Origin of the sequence: Mycobacterium sp. UM_WGJ (genome assembly GCF_000455125.1) — a bacterium.
GTDB lineage: Bacteria > Actinomycetota > Actinomycetes > Mycobacteriales > Mycobacteriaceae > Mycobacterium.
In genome coordinates this window covers 14816-31721 of the sequence record NZ_AUWR01000052.1, presented here as the reverse complement: position 1 = coordinate 31721, position 16906 = coordinate 14816, and the positions used below count along the sequence as shown (strand labels likewise).

The window sequence follows — 16906 nt, the reverse complement described above, 5'->3', positions numbered from 1 at the left end:
GCACGCATTATGGTGTGGGCATGCCTGAGCAATTCCTGCCAAACGCAGACACCCTGGTGGACTTACTGCGGATACAGGCTGACCGGTATGGGGACAAGGTCGCGTTCAACTTCGCCCCCGACGGCGACAAGATCATGGCGAGCCTGACCTACCGGGAACTCGACGCCAAGGCTCGAGCAGTCGGCGCCGAGCTGCAGCGCCTTGGCGCTGCCGGGCAACGCACGCTGGTGATCTGCCGACCGGGGCTGGACAGCATCATCAGCATTTTCGGCTGCTTTTACGCCGGGGCGATCGCCGTGCCGGTCGACACTCCCCTGGCCCGCCTGAGGCTGGTCGCGCCCGACGCTCAGGCCACCTTTGCGGTAGCGACCTCGGCCACCCAGACTCAACTTCAGGCGGCGGCCACCGATGTGCCCGGTATGTCGACGCTTCAGTGGTGCGCCATCGACCAAGCCGCCAGCCCCGAAGCATGGCAGGCGCCCGACATCGACCCGAGTACCACGGCGATGATCCAGTACACCTCGGGCTCGACCAAATCGCCCAAGGGCGTTGTCGTGACGCACGGCAACCTCATGCACAACTTGGAGTCCATCCGGCGCGCCTACCACGGCAACGAGGACCAGACCAGCGTCTACTTCCTGCCGCAGCAGCACGACATGGGACTGATCGGTGGGGTCCTGGAGATGATCTACGTCGGCTGCACCACCGTGTTGATGTCGCCGATCGTCTTTTTCCAGCGGCCGATGGCGTGGCTGGAGGCCATGTCGCGGTTTGGCGCCCACACGACCGCAGCACCCAACAGCGCCTACCGGTTGTGTGTCAAACACAGCACCCCGGACCAGCGCGCGGCCCTGGATCTGTCGAACTGGACCACCGCCGCGAGCAGTTCGGAGCCGATCCACGCTGCGACCATTCAGGAGTTCGCCGACGCGTTCGCGCCGGCGGGATTCCGCATCGAGGCGTTTCTGGCGTGCTACGGCCTGGCCGAGGCCACCCTGCTGGTCTCGGCGGACCCCACTCCCGGCGTCGTCGGCGTCCGCTACGTCGACAGCAAGGCGCTGAGTGAGAACCGCACCGTCGACGTCGAGGCCACCACCGACGCCGTCGCAGTGGTCAGCTGCGGCCCGCCGGTGTACGGCCAGCGGGTCCTGATCGTCGATCCGGAGACCCGCCAGCAGCTCGGACCCGACGAGGTCGGCGAGATCTGGGTTTCGGGACCCAGCGTGGCGCAAGGGTACTGGGCACGGCCGATAGAGAACGCGCACAGCTTCGCCGGGTTCCTGTCGGACACCGGTGAAGGCCCCTTCCTGCGCACCGGCGACATGGGATTTCTCTGCCAGGGCGAGGTCTTCGTCACCGGGCGGTGGAAGGACCTCGTCACCATCGGCGACAGCAACTATTTCCCGAACAACATCGAGCCGACGGTGCAAGACAGCCATCCGGCGTTGCTGGCCGACCGCGGCGCGGTGTTCGCCGTGCAACCGAAACCGCATGACGACGCCCGCCTGGTGATCGTGCAGGAACTGGACTATCGGCAGCAGGTCGACGAGAGCGAGTATCCCGCGATCATGGAGTCCATCCGCGCGGCGGTCAGCGAACAGCACGGCTTGGACACCCAGGACCTATTGCTGGTGCCGGCGATGCGGGTGCCCACCACCTCCAGCGGCAAGATTCAACGGGGCGAATGCCGGCGGCAGTTCCTCGCCGGCGAACTGCACCCGCTGGCGCGGTGGCATGCTCCGGCGACGCCGGCTGTCCGGTCCCCGCAGGGAGCCGGAGCAAACGGAACCAGCACGTTGGCCCGGATGATCGTGTCCAGCTTGGCGCAGCGGCGTCAGCAGCAACAGGGAACACCTCCAACCCAGACCGGCGGTTAGGGCTCGAGCCGCAGGTAATCCACCAACCGGTCCAGGACGGGCCGCTGCCCGGCCAGCAGCTTGATTCGCGCCTGGGCCACCGAGTACCAGCCCACCCGGTCTACTTCGGGAAACTCCCGCCGTTGTCCCGACCGCGGCGGCCACTCCAATTCGAATGTGTTGCTGCGAGCCTCGGTCACGTCGAGGTCGCCACGCACGGCGAACACCGTGACCACCTTCCCGCCCGCCTGGCGCACCTCACCCAGGTCTGCTCGCTCGCCGTCCGGCGGCGCAAGGCCGAGCTCCTCGGCGAATTCACGTCGCGCGGTATCCCACGGGTCCTCGCCTTCGGGTTGTTCGCCCTTGGGAATCGACCAGGCGCCGTCATCCTTGCGCGCCCAGAACGGTCCGCCGGGATGGGCGATCAGCACCTCCACGGCGCCGTCGGCGCCCGCCCGGTACAACAGCAACCCGGCGCTGCGCTTGGCCATGGTCACACCCCCACGGCGTGTTCCAGGTCCTCCAGCGCGGTGTTGAGGTGTCTCAGCAGCCGTTGCAGGTGCGGAACGGAACGCCGGCAGCCGACCAGCCCGAAGTCGAGGTTGCCGGCGTTGCTGACCACCGTCATGTTGAGCGCCTGCCCGTCCAGCGCGATCGACATCGGATAGTTGCCGTCGAGGCGGGCGCCGCGCCAGTACAGCGGCTCGGCGGGGCCGGGCACGTTGGAGATGACGATGTTGAACGGTGGCTTGGCCGCCGAGACGAAGCCGGGGATGGCCGCCAGGGCCAGCGGCGCCATATTGGCCGCCGACAACGCCAGCGCCTGGGTGCGCGGCAATTCGCTGAACACCTTCTTGTTCCCGCGCATCGACTCGCTGATGGTTGCCAGCCGTTGCGCCGGGTCCTCGAGGTCGGTGGCGAGGTTGCACAAGATGGCGCCGACCATGTTGCCGCCGGAGTCGGCTTCGGCTTCGGTGCGCAGGCTCACCGGGACCATCGCCACCAGGGGGTGGTCCGGCAGCGCGTTCTGCTCGTCGAGGTAGGCGCGCAACGCCCCGGCACACATCGCCAGCACCACGTCGTTAAGGGTGACGCCGGCCGCTCGTTTCACCGCGATCACCCGCTCGACCGGCCAGGACTGCGCCGCGCACCGACGGGCACCGCCGATATTGACGTTGAGCATGGTGCGCGGCGCGGCGAACGGCATAGTCAGTTGTTGCTCCAGCAGCGCTGCGCGCGCGAGTCGCACCGTCGACGGCCCAAAGGCGGCAACGTCTTTGACCATCTGAGTCAGTTCGCTCAAGCGGGACCCGGACTCGGGGCGCGGCCGCGACGAGACCCGGACCGACCACGGCGTGCGCAATTCCGATTCCCGCGGATCGGTCGACAGCGTGCGGCGCATCAGCCGCAGCAACGAGACACCGTCGATCAGCGAGTGGTGGACCTTGACGTAGACGGCGAACCGGCCGTCGTTGAGGCCCTCGACCACGTGGGCCTCCCACAGTGGGCGGTGCCGGTCAAGCAGGCTGCCGTGCAGCCGTGAGGTCAGCTCGAGCAGATCACGCACCCGGCCCGGTACCGGCAGCGCCGAGCGCCGCACGTGGTACTCGAGGTCGACGTCGTCGTCGAAGGCCCAGCCCACGCCGGAGATCGCGCCGAGCTGCGACGCCGGGTGCTTGCGGAAGGCGGGCTGCAGATCACGGGCGCTCAGCAGGCCCCGGTAGATCTCGCCGACGAATTCCGGTCCGGAGCCCTCCGGCGGCTCGAACAACATCAACCCGCCGACGTGCATGGGGTGCTCACGCGTCTCAGCCAGCAGGAAGACCGAATCGAGCGGTGACATCAGCTGCATCGATCCATTAGACCCCGGAGGGGCCCATGGCCGCTTGCTAGTCTTGCCTCGTGCGTCGCCGGGCCCCTGTCTGTGTCGCCTCGGCCGCGTGCTTACTCGCGGCCGGCATTGTCGCGCCCGCAGCTCCGGCCGATCCCGCGAATCCCGCCGTTGCCGGCAAGACGGTGTTCTTGGACCCCGGACACAGCGGCGCCAACGACGCCTCGATCGCCCGGCAGGTTCCCAACGGGCGCGGCGGCACCAAACCGTGCCAGACCAGCGGAACCGCCACCGATGACGGCTATCCCGAGCACAGCCTGGCCTGGGACGTGACCGGCCGGATCCGGGCGGAACTCGAGCGGCTGGGCGTGCATACCGAACTCTCGCGTGCCGACGACGCCTCCGTGGGGCCGTGCATCGATGCCCGCGCCGCCGCGGCCAACGCGGCGCACCCGGACGCGATCGTGTCCATCCACGCCGACGGTGGGCCGGCCTCGGGCCGCGGGTTTCATGTCAACTACTCCAGCCCGGCGCTCAACGACGCCCAGTCCGGGCCGGCCGTGGCGCTGGCCGGCGACATCCGGGATTCCCTGACGGCCGCGGGCATTCCCCAGTCCAGCTATCTCGGCACGGACGGCCTGTATGGGAGAGCGGATCTGGCCGGGCTGAATCTGGCCGAGTATCCGGCGGTGCTGGTGGAGCTGGGCAACATGCGCAATGCCCAGGACGCGGCGCTGCTGGAGAGTGCCGACGGGCGAGCGCGGTACGCCTCGGCGGTCACCAGCGGGATCGTGGCCTACCTCAGCAGGTGACGATGTCTCAACGCGGATTCGGCCGTACCGCCAGAACGCTTTTCGGGGTGGCCGCCCTGATCCTGGCGCTGACGGGCTGCTCCCACGACAGCGTCCCGACGGTGATCGCCGGGCACGCGGTTTCGATGCTGTATGACCCCGGACGGGTCGGCGGTCTGCCCACCGCGGAGGGGCCCAGCGGCCCGCGCGGCGACGTTCCCCCGGTCACCGCCCGGGTGCAGAACAGCGACGGCGGCGACATCGACCGCCTGTCACTGTTGGCCGTCGATGACATCGAGGACTTCTGGACGCAGCATTACGCCGAGGCGCTGCGCGGACGCTTCCAGCCGGTCTCGACGCTGATGTCGTATGACTCCACCGACCCGGACGGCCCGTCGGTGTGCGGTGGCGAGGTCTACCACCTGCCGAACGCGATGTATTGCCGCCGGATGGACACCATGGCCTGGGACCGCGCCAAATTCCTGCCCACGGCCCGAAAGTACTTCGGCGACATGGCGATCAACGGAACCCTGGCGCACGAATACGGGCACGCCCTGCAGAACATGGCCGGCATCGTCCACCCGCTGACACGCACCCTGGTCCGCGAACAGCAGGCCGACTGTTTTGCCGGGGTGTATCTGCAGTGGGTGGCCGCGGGCAGTTCGTCGCGGGTACAGCTGAGCACCGGCGACGGCCTCAATCATGTGCTGGCCGGCCTGATCGTGATCCGCGACCCGGTATCGACGCCGGACAATCCGGTCTCGATCTCCGATGAACACGGCACCGCTCTGGATCGGGTCGGTGCTTTTCAGACCGGCTTCGACGGCGGCGCGGCGATGTGCGCCGACATCGACATGGGCGAGATCCGCAAGCGCCGTGGCAATCTGCCCCATTCCCTGTTCGATTCCGAGAACCCGCAAAGCGACCTCGCCATCGACGCGTCGGTGTTGTCGACCCTGATGGAGCAGCTGGGCCAGATCTTCGGCCTGTCCCGCCCGCCGGAGCTGTCCACGTCGGGCAAGTGCCCCAGCGGCCACCAGCCCGACCCGGTGGCCTACTGCCCCGAGTCCAACCTGATCGTCGTCGATCTGGCCGGACTGCAGGAGATGAGTGCCCCGACCGATCAGTCGACGCTGGGCATGCCGCAGGGCGACAACACCGGGTTGTCGGCGGTCACGTCGCGGTATGCCCTTGCGGTGCAACGCGAACGCGAGGTCGGTTTGGAGTCGGCATCGGCGGCGTTGCGCACCGCGTGCCTGACCGGGGTGGCGCAGCGCCGGATGGCCGAGCCCATGACGCTGTCTTCCGGGTCGTCGGTCCGCGGCTTGACGCTGGCCGGCGGCGACCTCGACGAGGCGGTGACGGGCCTGTTGATGAACGGCATCGTCGCCAGCGACGCCAACGACGACACCGTGCCGGCGGGGTTCACCCGGATTCTGGCGTTCCGGTCCGGGCTGCACGGCGACGTCGACGGATGCTTCGGGCGGTTCCCGTGATGGGCCCGGCGTCATGAACCGTCCCGACGACCCGCGCGAACGGCCGGAGCGGCGGACCACACCGATTCCGCGGCCACCCCAGCAGCCGCGGGGACCCCGTGGCCCGCAGGGGCCGCCACCGCAACGTCCCCGGCCACCCGAGCGACCGTGGTATCTCGAGGAGGTCCGCCGACCCCCTGCACCACCGCCACGCCGGGTGCCACCGCCCCCGCAGGCGCACCGGCCACCGCCGTCGGGCCCGCGGCCACCGGCACCGCAGGACCGTCGCCGGCCGCGGGCGGACTCGGAGGCCGGCGCCCCGAAACCGGCGCGCCCCCAACCGCCGTCGAACCGCGCCGTGCTGATCGCCGCGGGCCTGACCGGGCTGCTCGCCCTGGGTGTGCTTGCGACGTTGGTGCTGCGCGGCGCCGTCGGCGGCTCGGCCCCCGTCGAGCTCGATGTGGTTGCGGCCCAAGACGGTGTTCGCCAGGTGCTCACCGACCCGATCAACGGCTACGGCCGCGACAAGGTGAGCGATGTCCGCTGCAACAACGGGGTCAACCCGACCGTGCGCAAGGGCACCAGTTTCAGCTGTGTGGTCACTGTCGACGGCGCTCAGCGCCGGGTGCTGGCGGAGTTCACCGACGACGCGGGGACATACGCCGTCGACCGCCCGCGGTGATGTTTTAGCAGCAAAAACACCATCTAGATCCCGCGATTCCATTGTTGGGCAACGTCTGTGGGCTGACTAGGAGTTGACTGACGAGCTTGCTCCAAGCGGGCCGCACCGACATAGGGTCACAGCGCCGATCCAACTACTGCGCTGCGGTACCTGAGGAGTTCGATGACCTACGTCAAGCCGCCCGAGTTGATCAATGTGATGATCGATGCCGGCCAGTCCAAGATTTTCATGTCCACCCGCGACACCCTGATCCGCGCATTCATGGCCGGTGCGACGCTGGCGCTGGGCGCGGCGTTCGCGGTGACCATGACAGTGCAGACCGGTCACGCGATCATCGGGGCAATGCTGTTTCCGGCCGGATTCTGCATTCTCTACCTGCTGGGATACGACTTGCTGACCGGGGTGTTCGTGTTGGCGCCACTGGCCTGGCTCGACAAGCGTCCGGGTGTCACCATCGGCGGGGTGCTGCGGAACTGGGGACTGGTTTTCCTGGGCAACTTCGCCGGTGCCTTCACCGTCGCGGTGCTGATGGCGATCGTGTTCACCTACGGGTTCTCCAGCCCGCCCAACGAAGTCGGCCAGGCGATCGGGCACATCGGCGAGGCCCGCACGCTCGGCTATGCCGCACACGGCTTTCCGGGCATGCTGACCTTGTTCGTGCGCGGCATGTTGTGCAACTGGATGGTGTCCACCGGCGTGGTCGGGGCCATGCTGGCTACCGACGTCACCGGAAAGGTGATCGCCATGTGGTTGCCCGTATCCCTATTCTTTGCAATGGGATTCGAGCACTCAGTCGTCAACATGTACCTGTTTCCGTCCGGCCTGATGCTCGGCGGGCACTTCACCATCCTGGACTACATCGAATGGAACGAGATTCCCACGGTGCTGGGCAATCTGGTGGGTGGCTTGGCCTTCACCGGGTTGGCGATGTACGCGACGCACTCGCGGACCGCGCCCAAGCGCAGCGCTTCGGCGGTACAGAAGGAAGTGACCGCGGGAGTCTGACGGCGCACACCCGGACCGGCCGCGGTGATCAGCGCTGATCCGAGCGATCGTTCCTGATGAGCTTGCGGGCGACCTGAGCCACCGGCGTGTTGGTGTCCTGCGAAATCTTCACCAGCAGGTTGAAGGCGGTCGTGGCGTCGATGTCGTACCGCTCCATCAACGCGCCTTTGGCCTGGCCGATCGTGTCGCGGCTCTCGATGGCGCGCTGTAGTTGCTCGGCCTCACGGACCAAGGCTTGTCGTTGTTCGTGGTGGTGCGCGTTCTCGGTGGCGCTGACCGCGCTCAAGACCCGCAGCAGCTCTGCCGGCGACCAGCACGCACCGTTTTCAAGGGCGCGCTGCATCGTGGCAACCGCCTGCTGGACCTGCGTGACCGGCTCGACGTGGTGCACCGCCCCTAACAGCTCGCCGTGGTCGAGCAGCGGCTCATTCCAGGGCTTCCACACCTTCGGCACGAACTTATCGGGAGTGCGCAGATCGTCGCGAACGTCGTAACGCTGCAGCCACATCCGGTGCGGATGACCCGTGCGCATCGCGGTCTCCAGCGACGCCTCGAGATTCGATCTGCCATTGGCTTGCGGGTCACCGGGGTTCTCCGGAAAGGCGTCGAACAGGAAGTCGCCCAGCAGCTCGGTGCGTCGGCGCAGCGATATCCGCTCGTATTCCGCGCTCACCGCCCGGATCCGCAGGTCGCGATCCAGCAGCAGGAAAGCCCCGGTTGACAGACCCTGGTCCAGCCCCCGCGCTATCTCATCGAAGCGGTCCTTACCTGGCAATTTCATTGCAGCAGCCACTGTTCCCTAATTGCCAGCCCCCTACCCCGCAGATGGTATCGGTGGCGAAGCATCAGCCCGGCCACGAGGTGGCACCACAAACAGAAAACCCCGGCCGAAGCCGGGGCAATCCGTAACTGATGAGGCGACTCATCATGTGGCGGTGGCGGAGGGATTTGAACCCTCGGTGGGGGGTTACCCCACACACGCTTTCGAGGCGTGCTCCTTAGGCCGCTCGGACACGCCACCGCGGGACAGCGTACCCAACGAGGGGGCCATCAGCCCAATCGCTGCCGGGCGAAGAACGCTTCCAGTGGTGCAGCACACTCGGCGGCGAGCACTCCGCCACGGACCTGCGGGCGATGATTGAGCCGGCGATCCCGCACCACGTCCCACAGTGAACCGACCGCTCCGGTCTTGGGCTCGAAGGCCCCGAACACCAGCCGTTCCACCCGCGCGGCCACCAGCGCCCCCGCGCACATGGTGCAGGGCTCCAGGGTGACGGCCAGCGTCGCGCCGGTCAGCCGCCATCCGTCACCGAGGACGGCGGCGGCAGCGCGGATGGCCAGCAGCTCGGCGTGCGCGGTCGGATCGCCCAGAGCTTCGCGCGCATTGGCCGCCTGCGCCAGCACAGTGCCGTCGGGACCGACCAGCACCGCACCGACCGGCACGTCGCGGGGACCGGCCTGGCCGGCGGCCGCCAGGGCCGCGCGGATCAGGTCCTCGTCGGTGAGCGGGCCGCTCACCGACTGCGTCGCGGCATCGCCGCGGTGAGCTGCTCGTCGAATCCCATCTCGTTGGCGATGCGGTGCAACTGCTCGTCGACGGCCAGATCGGACTCGTCGAGAATGACGCCGAGCACCGCAGCGGGCAGGCCGATGTCGGACAGCACGCCCAGATCGCCCTCTTCGAAAGGATCGGCGTCCTCCAAGTCGTCGGCGTCGATGTCGGCGTCGATCTCCTCGAGCACCTCGTCGGCTAGGTCATAGTCCAGGGCCGCGGTGGCATCCGAAAGCAACAGCCGAGTGCCGGCCGGGCCCGGACGAATGATCACGAAGAACTCGTGGTCGACATTGATCAGGCCGAATACAGCTCCGGCGCTGCGCAGTTCACGTAGCTCGGTCTCTGCTGTGGAAAGACTGGTAAGGGCCGCAGCACGCATCGACGTGCAACGCCATTTGCCGTCTTCACGCACAACAGCCACTCCGAAGCCGTCCAGCGTCTCGGCCGGCCGGCCCGGTGCAGACGAGCTCTGTGCTCCCATGGGCGCCTACGGTAGTCGCCGCTTACGCCCTTGACCAGCGTGTGCCAACCTGGACAGGTGGCAGTAAGCACAGTGAAAACTCCGGTGTGCGTTTTGGGACTCGGCCTGATCGGCGGTTCGGTGCTGCGCGCGGCCGCGGCGGCAGGCCGGACGACGTTCGGCTACAACAGGTCGGCCGACGGGGTGAACGCCGCCGTCGCCGACGGATTCGACGCCACCACCGAGCTGGAAACCGTCCTGAAGCGCGCCTCGGCGACCGGTGCGCTGATCGTGATCGCCGTCCCGGTGCCGGCGCTGCCGATGCTGCTCGGCCCCATCAGCCGGCTGGCACCCGAATGCCCCCTGACCGACGTCACCAGCGTCAAGAGCCCGGTGCTCGACGAGATCACCGCCGCGGGACTGCAGGCTCGCTTCGTCGGCGGTCATCCCATGGCCGGGACCGCCCACTCCGGTTGGCCGGCCGGGCATGCCGATCTGTTCCAGGGCGCACCCTGGGTGATCAGCGTGGACGACCACGTGGACCCGGGGGTGTTCGCTGAGGTACTGGACCTGATTCTGGACTGCGGATCGCTGGCGGTACCGGCCCGCTCAGAGGAACACGACGCGGCCGCGGCCGCGATCTCTCATCTGCCGCATCTGATGGCTGAGGCGCTGGCGGTGACCGCGGCCGACGTACCGCTGGCGTTCGCACTGGCCGCCGGGTCCTTCCGCGACGGCACCCGGGTGGCCGGAACAGCACCGGATCTGGTCCGGGCGATGTGTGAGGCCAACTGGCAGCGGCTGCTGCCGGCGCTGGATCGCGTGATCGCGCTGTTGGCCGACGCGCGCGATTCGCTGTCGGCCTCCGATTCGGTGGCCGAACTGGTCAACCATGGGCACGCCGCCCGCACGCGCTACGACAATTTCCCCCGCAGCGAGATCGTCACGGTCGTCGTCGGCGCAAAGGATTGGCGCCGGGAACTGGCCGCTGCCGGCCGGGCCGGCGGCGTGATCAGATCCGCGTTGCCAACCCGGGATAGTCGATGACGAAACCGTCGGCATCCACGGTGACGGTGGTGCCTCCGGGGTCGGTGCCCGGCGTGATCACCTTGATACCCGGACGCGTCTCGGCACTGCTGTAGCTGGCGGTCGCCGCCACCACCGACATGTCGGGCAGGTTCAGGTACAGGGTGGGCAAGGTGATCGCCGCCGCCCGCTCGTGCAGCCGGGCCCGCCGGATCGGCAAGGTGTTGAAGAACGGGCTGAACAGCATGTCGATGTCCAGGGAACCGTCATAGCCTGCGCGGGACTGTCCCCGGGCGTCAGTGACCAGCCACATGTTCTCTTCGTCGCGGGCGATCACCAGCTGGCGTTCCCGTTCGGCGAGCGAGACGGTCAGCCCCAACCGTTTGGTGGCGCCGGACTCATCGGTGTGCAGGTCGTAATAGACGCCGAACGCCGGGTGGTCGGCGGTGGCCCCGGCCACGATTCGGCCATTGGCCCTGATCCGGTTGCCGGATAGCTGCACACGTACCGATTCCATCCGGGGGGCGTCGGGCGCCCGCCAGGTCAGAATCGCCGGCCACTGGCCGGACGGGGCTGCACTCACCGATCCACCGTAAGCGACCGGCCACCGATCCGCAGTCACGACCCCCGGTGCGCAAACTCACCGGAACTCATTGATTTCTGGATCCCACGCGGCAAGATAGCCACATGAGCAGCGACCCGAGCGTGCCCATCGACCCCCATCAGGGCGAAACCAGCAGCCCTCCGCCGCCGCCCGCGGCGACGATGCCGTTGACCCGCGCCGGCGCGCTGTGGACCGCACTGATCGCCGGTTTTCTGGTCCTGATCGTGTTGCTGGTGTTCATCACCCAGAACACCGGTCCGGTCGACCTGGCGTTTTTGACCTGGACGTGGAGCCTGCCCGCGGGAGTGGCCATCCTGCTGGCGGCGATCTGCGGCGGGCTGGTGACCGCCCTGGTCGGTACCGCGCGGATCTATCAGTTGCGGCGCGCCGCCAAGAAGTCCCTGGCGGCTCAGCGGTAGATCAGAACCGGGCCTGATTGCGCGGGAGCAGGTCCCAGACATGCTCGGTGCCGTTGGTGGCTGCCACCGCGGCCTGCCCTGAGCGCGAGTACAGCAGTCGGGTGATCGATACGTAGTCGATGGGAAACGACAGCAACCGCTGCGTGCCCAGAACCTGGTGCAAGATCACGTTGATCACGCCGCCGTGACTGAACACCGCGACCGTGTCGTCGGGCGCGGAGCCGGCCACCACGTCGGCCACCGCGTCAGCGACTCGGGCGCAGAACGCGGCCTCGTCGACGTCGGCGGGCAGGTGCCCCTGCGCCATCCGGGCCCAGTCCTGGGGCCGCTCGGTACGCAGCTGTTCGATGGGCAGGTAGCCGGCCAGGTCGCGGTCGTACTCGGCGAACCGCTCATCGATGTCGACGCTGTGCCCGAGCCGCGCGGCCAGCGGCTCAGCGGTCTGGATCGCACGACGCTGCGGGCTGCTGACCAGCCGGGTGATCGGGAACCGGGTCAGCGCGTCCGGCAGGCGCTGCGCCTGAGCGAAGCCGGTCTCGGACAGCTCGGGGTCCGAGCCCTGGCCGTACTCGCTGCGCAGCGGGAGGGCATGGCGGATCAGCAGCAACTGCACGTCTGCCACCCTAAGGTGCCAGTTCGGCCCGGCCTCACGGGGTGACGATGTTGAAGTTCGGGTCGGGGTTGTCCAGTGCACCGAGCAGGTGCGCCCAGGCGCTCGAGTCGCCGGAGACCTCCAGTCCGCCGTTGCCCAGCAGCGCCGCCAGCAGTGCCAGCTTGGTGGGCGCCGTGACGGTGACGTCCGCGCTGTCCGGGTCGGCCGGCGTCTTGCGGTGCACCAGCACCCCGTTGCGCAGGGTGAGGCGATAGTTGACCCCGGTGTCGGCGAACGAGACATCCAGGGCCAGCGCCAGCTCCCAGGCCCGCGGCCCGTTGATCCGGATCGCCAGACTGTCGAAGAGTTGCTCGGCGCTGAGCTGAGACAGCAGCGCCATCGAGGCGACCCGGGTGGGGGTGCCGAAGTTGCCGGTGCGCAACTCGGTGGCGCCGGAGAGGAAGAAGTTGCGCCAGGTGGCGTTCTCCGCGCCGTAGGCCAGCTGTTCCAGTGTGTCGGCGTAGAGCCTGCGCGCGCCGGCGTGGTCGGCGTCGGTGAACATCGCATGGTCGAGCAGGGTTGCCGCCCAACGGAAATCACCGTCGTTGAAGGCCGCTTCGGCCAGCTCGACGACGCGGTCCACGCCGCCCAGCGCCGCGGTGTAGCGGGGTCCCAGCGCTTCGGGCGGGTGCGGCCACAACCGGGCCGGGTTGCCGTCGAACCAGCCCAGATACCGCTGGTAGACGGCCTTGACGTTGTGGCTCACCGAGCCGTAGTAGCCGCGGGCGTGCCAGGCGTTCTCCAGGGCGGGCGGCAGCTGGAACTGTTCGGCGATCTCGACTCCGGTGAAGCCGCGGTTGAGCAGCCGCAGTGTCTGGTCATGCAGGTAGGCGTACAGATCGCGCTGCAGGCCGAGGAATTCCGCGATCTGCTCGGTGCCCCACGTCGGCCAGTGGTGCGAGGCGAAGACGACATCGGCCCGCCCGGCGAAGGTGTCGATGGCCTCGGTGAGGTATCCGGCCCAGGCACGCGGGTCGCGGACCAGCGCCCCGCGCAGCGTCAGCAGGTTGTGCTGGTTGTGGGTGGCGTTCTCGGCCATGCACAGCGCCCGGAATTGCGGGAAGTAGAAGTGCATCTCTGCCGGCGCCTCGGTGCCCGGCGCCATCTGGAATTCGATCTGCACACCGTCGATCACATGAGTCTCGCCGGTGCGGGAGATGTCGATGGTCGGGACGATGACGGACACCTCCCCGGTCGAGGTGTTCTGGCCCAGGCCGCAGCCGACCTGCCCCTGCGGACCGCGCGCCAGCACAGTGCCGTACATGTAGGCGGCACGCCGTGTCATCGCGGTACCGGCGTAGACGTTCTCGGACACCGCATGTTCGACGAAATCCTCGGGGGCGAGAACGGCCACCCGGCCGGCATCGACGTCGGCCTGCGAGGTCACGCCCAGCACACCGCCGAAATGGTCGACGTGGCTGTGGGTATAAATAACGGCGCTGACCGCACGATTCCCACGGTGTTCGCGGTAAAACGCCAGCGCTGCGGCGGCAACCTCGGTGGAGATCAGCGGGTCGATGACGATGACGCCGGTCTCGCCCTCGACGAAGGTGATGTTGGACAGGTCGAAGCCACGGATCTGATAGATGCCCTCGACCACTTCGTAGAGGCCTTGCTTGGCCGCCAATTGGGACTGGCGCCACAACGACGGATGCACCGACGTCGGCGGCTCTCCGGCGAGGAAGTTGTAGCTGTCGTTGTCCCAGACCACCCGGCCGTCGGCGGCGGTGATGACGCACGGCGTCAGTGCGGCGATGAAGCCCCGGTCTGCATCGGCGAAATCTGTTGTGTCACTGAAAGGCAGCGCTTTGCGGTGCTCGGCGTGGGCAGCTTCGATCGTTGCACTCACCGGCTGGTTTTCCATGGCGCCCAGCTTGCCACCCGACGCTGTGCCGCGAGGCGGGTTCGCGCGTTAGTGGCGCCGGCGCAGCGAGGTCAGTGCGTTACGCAGCCGCGTCGGCCACGACGGGCGGGCGACGCGGTCGCGGGTCTCCCGGGCCTCGTGGGCTGGTGTCGGACGGAGCGGCGGGATTCGTCGCCTTCTTCAGCACGCATGGGTCACTTCTCCGGTGAGTCGGGCGGGTCTTCGGGAACCAGCCGCTCGGGCACCTCGGCGGGCGCCAGTCGTTCCGGTGGGTCCGCGGGCACCAGTCGCTCCGGCGGCTCTGCCGGCCGGCCCGGTTCGGGTGGCAGTTCTGGATTCATGCGGTTCGCCTACCCGCCGCGCGGCGGGTGCAAACCCGGGGGCGAGCGTGCACGGTTGTACGTCAAAACCGGCGTGTTGCCGTACAAACACGCTCCCTCGCGGAAAAAACGGGCCTAGCGGGGCAGCCGCACGGTGAACGCGGTACGGCCGGGCTCGCTGGTGACCTCGATGGTCCCGCGGTGCGCCCGGACCACCGCCGCGGCGATCGCCAGCCCGAGCCCGGTGCTGCCGCCCTTGCGCGAGCGGGAGGTGTCCCCGCGGGCAAACCGCTGGAAGATCTCCGGCAGGAACTCCGCGGGGATGCCCGGGCCGTCATCGGTGACGCTGAGCACGGCCTCACCCCCGTCGACACCCAACCGAAGGGTCACCACGGTTCCCGGGCCGGTGTGGACGCGGGCGTTGGTCAGCAGGTTGGCCACCACCTGGTGCAACCGGGCCGCGTCACCGGGCACCGTCACCGGCTCGTCGGGCAGCTCGAGTCGCCACTGGTGGTCCGGGCCCCCGACGTGGGCGTCGCTGACCGTGTCGACCGCCATTCGGGACAGGTCCACCTGTTCGTGCTCCAGCGGACGGCCGGAGTCCAGGCGCGCCAGCAGCAGCAGGTCTTCGACCAGCTGCGTCATCCGCTCGGTCTCGGACTGCACCCGGCTCAACGCGTGAGCCAGGGCTTGCGAGTCCGCACCGTCGGATACCGGAATGCGTTGCGCCAATTCGGTGTAACCGCGAATCGCAGTCAGCGGCGTGCGCAGCTCATGACTCGCGTCGGCGACGAACTGACGCACCCGGGTCTCGCTGTCCTGGCGGGTCGACAGCGCGGCGGCGATGTGGTCGAGCATCCGGTTGACCGCGGCGCCCAGTTGTCCGACCTCGGTGCGGGGGTTCGCGTCGGATTCGGCGACCCGCACCGGCAGCGTCGCCTCACCGCGATCCAACGGCAGGCCGGCGACTTCGCCGGCGGTCTGTGCGACGCGGCGCAGCGGGGTCAGTGCCCGCCGGATCACCACACTGCCGGCGGTGGCCACCGCGGCCACCGCGAACAGGGTGACCAGCCCGAAGATCAGCAGCACCCGGACCATGGTGTCGTCCACCCCGGCCAGCGGCAGCCCGGTGACGATCACGTCGTCACCGCGGCGAGCGGCGGTGGCGACCACCCGGTAGCGGCCCACGCCATCGAGACGCCGCGTCACCGGCGGCTCTCCGGCCGACACATCGGTCAATCGTGTTGTGGCGGAAGCACTCAGCTCCTCGCGCTGACCCGAGATGCTCAGATACCCAGCCTCGACGTCCTGGCCGGCGCCGGGAGCGGTCCGGCCTGCCATCACGGCACCGACCATGCCGGCCGGCTGGCCCGGCGCGTCCAGGAAGTCCGGGCCGGGCCCCGGCCGTGGCCGGTGGTGTCGGTGCGCGAGCGGCGGCAGGGGCTGACCGTGTAGCCGCGCCGAGCGGCGCGCGGCGTCGGAGAGCTGATGGTCGAGTTGAGCTACCAGATACTGGTAGAGGGCCAGCTCCGTCACCGCGCCGATACCGAGGCAGGCCACGGTGAGCAGCACGATCTGACCGGCCAGCAGCCGCGCCCTCAGCGACCAGGTACGCCAGAGGCCGGGTCGCCGCGAGTTACCCAGCCGGCTTGAGCACATAGCCCGCACCGCGCAGCGTATGGATCATCGGTGGTCGGCCGTTGTCGATCTTCTTACGCAGGTAGGAGATGTAGAGCTCGACGATGTTGGCCCGGCCGCCGAAGTCGTAGTCCCACACCCGGTCCAGGATCTGTGCCTTGGACAGCACCCGCTTGGCGTTGTGCATCAGGTAACGCAGCAGCTCGAACTCGGTGGATGTCAACGTGATCGGATCACCACCCCGGGTCACCTCATGGGAATCCTCATCGAGCACCAGGTCACCGACCACGATCTGGGCGCCGGCCTCGGCGGTGCTCACCCCGGCGCGGCGCAACAGCGCCCGCAGCCGCAACACCACCTCCTCGATGCTGAACGGCTTGGTGACGTAGTCGTCGCCGCCGGCGGTCAACCCCGCGAGGCGGTCCTCCAGCCCGTCCTTGGCGGTCAAGAACAGCACCGGCAACCGCGGGTTGATCTCCCGCAGCTTGTGCAGGACGTCGAGTCCGCTCATGTCGGGAAGCATCACGTCGAGCACCACGACGTCGGGACGTTCCGCTTTGGCCGCGGCGATCGCCGCAGCGCCGTCACCGGCGGTCGCGGTGGTCCACCCTTCGTAGCGCAGCGCCATCGACACCATCTCGGCCAGCACCGTCTCGTCGTCGACCACCAGCACCGTGATGGGCGTGCCGTCGGCGCGCGTCATCAGGACACGTTCGACCGACCCTCGT

General features: G+C 68.5%; 18 protein-coding genes and 1 tRNA gene. 7 read left to right on the top strand and 12 right to left on the bottom strand.

What is annotated here, in order from left to right:
• Positions 1 to 20: 20 nt before the first annotated feature.
• The gene (locus N416_RS0115470) at positions 21 to 1877 is read left to right on the top strand and encodes a fatty acyl-AMP ligase (RefSeq protein WP_024443010.1); all 1857 of its coding nucleotides are present in this window, start codon (positions 21 to 23) and stop codon (positions 1875 to 1877) included.
• Here the strand turns inward: N416_RS0115470 and N416_RS21740 are convergent.
• Together N416_RS21740 and N416_RS0115460 are read right to left on the bottom strand one after the other, a co-directional pair.
• Positions 1874 to 2347 carry an NUDIX domain-containing protein gene (locus N416_RS21740; protein ID WP_036458199.1) on the bottom strand — a complete coding sequence of 158 codons (474 nt, stop codon included), beginning with the start codon at positions 2345 to 2347 and terminating at the stop codon, positions 1874 to 1876. The two genes, N416_RS0115470 and N416_RS21740, sit on opposite strands and share 4 nt — an antisense overlap.
• A 2-nt stretch (positions 2348 to 2349) precedes the next feature.
• Complete coding sequence (locus tag N416_RS0115460; protein ID WP_024443009.1) at positions 2350 to 3708, bottom strand: wax ester/triacylglycerol synthase family O-acyltransferase; 1359 nt, start codon at positions 3706 to 3708, stop codon at positions 2350 to 2352.
• Positions 3709 to 3758: 50 nt separating this feature from the next.
• Between N416_RS0115460 and N416_RS0115455 the strand changes: the two genes are divergently transcribed.
• The 4 genes from N416_RS0115455 to N416_RS0115440 all read left to right on the top strand — a co-directional run bounded on the left by N416_RS0115455 (position 3759) and on the right by N416_RS0115440 (position 7640).
• On the top strand, positions 3759 to 4499 hold the full coding sequence (locus N416_RS0115455; RefSeq protein ID WP_024443008.1) for an Rv3717 family N-acetylmuramoyl-L-alanine amidase: 741 nt from the start codon (positions 3759 to 3761) through the stop codon (positions 4497 to 4499).
• A gap of 2 nt (positions 4500 to 4501) precedes the next feature.
• Complete coding sequence (locus N416_RS0115450; RefSeq protein WP_024443007.1) at positions 4502 to 5974, top strand: neutral zinc metallopeptidase; 1473 nt, start codon at positions 4502 to 4504, stop codon at positions 5972 to 5974.
• Positions 5975 to 6311: 337 nt separating this feature from the next.
• Positions 6312 to 6635 carry a DUF4333 domain-containing protein gene (locus N416_RS23960; protein ID WP_024443006.1) on the top strand — a complete coding sequence of 108 codons (324 nt, stop codon included), beginning with the start codon at positions 6312 to 6314 and terminating at the stop codon, positions 6633 to 6635.
• A 162-nt stretch (positions 6636 to 6797) separates the two neighbouring features.
• Positions 6798 to 7640 (top strand): formate/nitrite transporter family protein, encoded by an 843-nt coding sequence (locus N416_RS0115440; protein WP_024443005.1) that lies wholly within the window; start codon positions 6798 to 6800, stop codon positions 7638 to 7640.
• Positions 7641 to 7668: 28 nt separating this feature from the next.
• On the opposite strand, the gene N416_RS0115435 is transcribed toward N416_RS0115440, so the two are convergent.
• The 4 genes from N416_RS0115435 to N416_RS0115420 form a co-directional block, all read right to left on the bottom strand.
• Entirely contained in the window at positions 7669 to 8421 is a 753-nt protein-coding gene (locus N416_RS0115435) for an ANTAR domain-containing protein (RefSeq protein ID WP_081654599.1), read from the bottom strand.
• A gap of 149 nt (positions 8422 to 8570) precedes the next feature.
• Positions 8571 to 8661 (bottom strand) — tRNA-Ser (locus tag N416_RS0115430).
• 29 nt (positions 8662 to 8690) lie between these two features.
• Complete coding sequence (locus tag N416_RS0115425) at positions 8691 to 9158, bottom strand: nucleoside deaminase (protein ID WP_024443003.1); 468 nt, start codon at positions 9156 to 9158, stop codon at positions 8691 to 8693.
• Positions 9155 to 9676 (bottom strand): tRNA adenosine deaminase-associated protein, encoded by a 522-nt coding sequence (locus N416_RS0115420; RefSeq protein ID WP_024443002.1) that lies wholly within the window; start codon positions 9674 to 9676, stop codon positions 9155 to 9157. Before N416_RS0115420 ends, N416_RS0115425 begins: the two co-directional genes overlap by 4 nt.
• Positions 9677 to 9760: 84 nt before the next feature.
• Here N416_RS0115420 and N416_RS0115415 point away from each other — a divergent pair, with 84 nt between their 5' ends.
• Positions 9761 to 10702, top strand: a complete 942-nt coding sequence (locus N416_RS0115415) for a prephenate dehydrogenase (protein WP_024443001.1) — start codon at positions 9761 to 9763, stop codon at positions 10700 to 10702.
• Here N416_RS0115415 and N416_RS0115410 read toward each other — a convergent pair.
• Positions 10668 to 11264 carry a putative glycolipid-binding domain-containing protein gene (locus tag N416_RS0115410; RefSeq protein ID WP_024443000.1) on the bottom strand — a complete coding sequence of 199 codons (597 nt, stop codon included), beginning with the start codon at positions 11262 to 11264 and terminating at the stop codon, positions 10668 to 10670. The two genes, N416_RS0115415 and N416_RS0115410, sit on opposite strands and share 35 nt — an antisense overlap.
• Before the next feature lie 104 nt (positions 11265 to 11368).
• Between N416_RS0115410 and N416_RS0115405 the strand changes: the two genes are divergently transcribed.
• Positions 11369 to 11704 carry a lipopolysaccharide assembly LapA domain-containing protein gene (locus N416_RS0115405; protein ID WP_024442999.1) on the top strand — a complete coding sequence of 112 codons (336 nt, stop codon included), beginning with the start codon at positions 11369 to 11371 and terminating at the stop codon, positions 11702 to 11704.
• A gap of 1 nt (position 11705) precedes the next feature.
• Here N416_RS0115405 and N416_RS0115400 read toward each other — a convergent pair whose 3' ends face one another.
• The 5 genes from N416_RS0115400 to N416_RS0115380 form a co-directional block, all read right to left on the bottom strand.
• Complete coding sequence (locus tag N416_RS0115400; RefSeq protein ID WP_024442998.1) at positions 11706 to 12317, bottom strand: histidine phosphatase family protein; 612 nt, start codon at positions 12315 to 12317, stop codon at positions 11706 to 11708.
• 34 nt (positions 12318 to 12351) lie between these two features.
• Positions 12352 to 14220 carry an alkyl/aryl-sulfatase gene (locus N416_RS0115395; protein ID WP_024442997.1) on the bottom strand — a complete coding sequence of 623 codons (1869 nt, stop codon included), beginning with the start codon at positions 14218 to 14220 and terminating at the stop codon, positions 12352 to 12354.
• A 194-nt stretch (positions 14221 to 14414) separates the two neighbouring features.
• Positions 14415 to 14561, bottom strand: a complete 147-nt coding sequence (locus tag N416_RS23570) for a hypothetical protein (RefSeq protein WP_192830992.1) — start codon at positions 14559 to 14561, stop codon at positions 14415 to 14417.
• 114 nt (positions 14562 to 14675) lie between these two features.
• Positions 14676 to 16199: a cell wall metabolism sensor histidine kinase WalK gene (locus N416_RS0115385; RefSeq protein ID WP_024442996.1), complete on the bottom strand. Its 1524-nt coding sequence runs from the start codon at positions 16197 to 16199 to the stop codon at positions 14676 to 14678.
• A complete protein-coding gene (locus N416_RS0115380; protein WP_024442995.1) occupies positions 16177 to 16881 on the bottom strand; it encodes a response regulator transcription factor in 705 nt (234 codons plus the stop codon). Before N416_RS0115380 ends, N416_RS0115385 begins: the two co-directional genes overlap by 23 nt.
• Positions 16882 to 16906 lie beyond the last annotated feature (25 nt).